The sequence below is a fragment of the Lactobacillus sp. C449L genome (genome assembly GCF_059900815.1).
In genome coordinates, this window is record NZ_JBWXGA010000019.1 from 1 (window position 1) to 836 (window position 836).

Here is an 836-nt window from a genome sequence, read left to right on the forward strand (position 1 = left end):
CTGTTTTCGCAGCACCCTTAACCTCGTCAAAAGCCTTTTGAACTTGCGATAAGGCAGAAGCTACTTGAAGCTTATCTTCTTGACTCGGACGCTCTATAGGGTCTTTCTGAAGCTTCTCAGTCCCCTTTTCGATGATCTGATACTTTTTATCAAGGGATGCAGTTAAATTTTTTATTTTGTCATTTACATTTTGCACTTTTTCAGCTACAGCATTATGAATATTAACCCTAACGTCATTTACCTTATTTTCAATTCCTGATTGAACTTTGTCTTTCATATCAACAAAAAGCTGTTTTAGACCGTCTTTTAAATCTGTAAAAATCTTGTTTAGTTTCCCCTTCATGTTTTCTTCTAATTGTGGAATATCTTCATGGGAAGCTTTTTCGATTTTCTCAGAAAAATCGGCTAAAAGCTTTTCAAGTTTCGAGAAATGTTGATCCAATAGAGCTGACACTTCAGGATTTTTTGACGGATCTAAACCTTGCTCTTCCATCATGTTTTTTACTTCTTTGATTTCCTGATTAACTGTAAGTGCAATTGGATGCTCCGGTTTAAATTCCTTAGATGAAAGAATATTCTCGTTCTCTTTTATAGCAAGCTCTTTATTTAGATTGTAGTATTTAAAAGCTTCAGTATAGTCGATCTTAAAATCATTTTTCGATTCTAATAGTAGCTCAGCAGCACTGAAGGGAGGGAAAGCCTCCTTATCTTCATATGCTAGATATTTCGTACCAGTAAAACTTAAATCGCCTTCACTATCTATTAAATAGTGCTTCCCTTTAGGCGTGACTACACCAGTAGGATAATGACTGAATTGATTGTCAGTACCTTCAAAT

At 35.2% G+C, this 836-nt stretch carries 1 protein-coding gene; it reads right to left on the bottom strand.

From position 1 onward, the window contains the following. The coding region (locus AC2JF9_RS08010; protein ID WP_500726750.1) for a hypothetical protein at nucleotides 1–836 on the bottom strand (836 nt) is incomplete at both ends.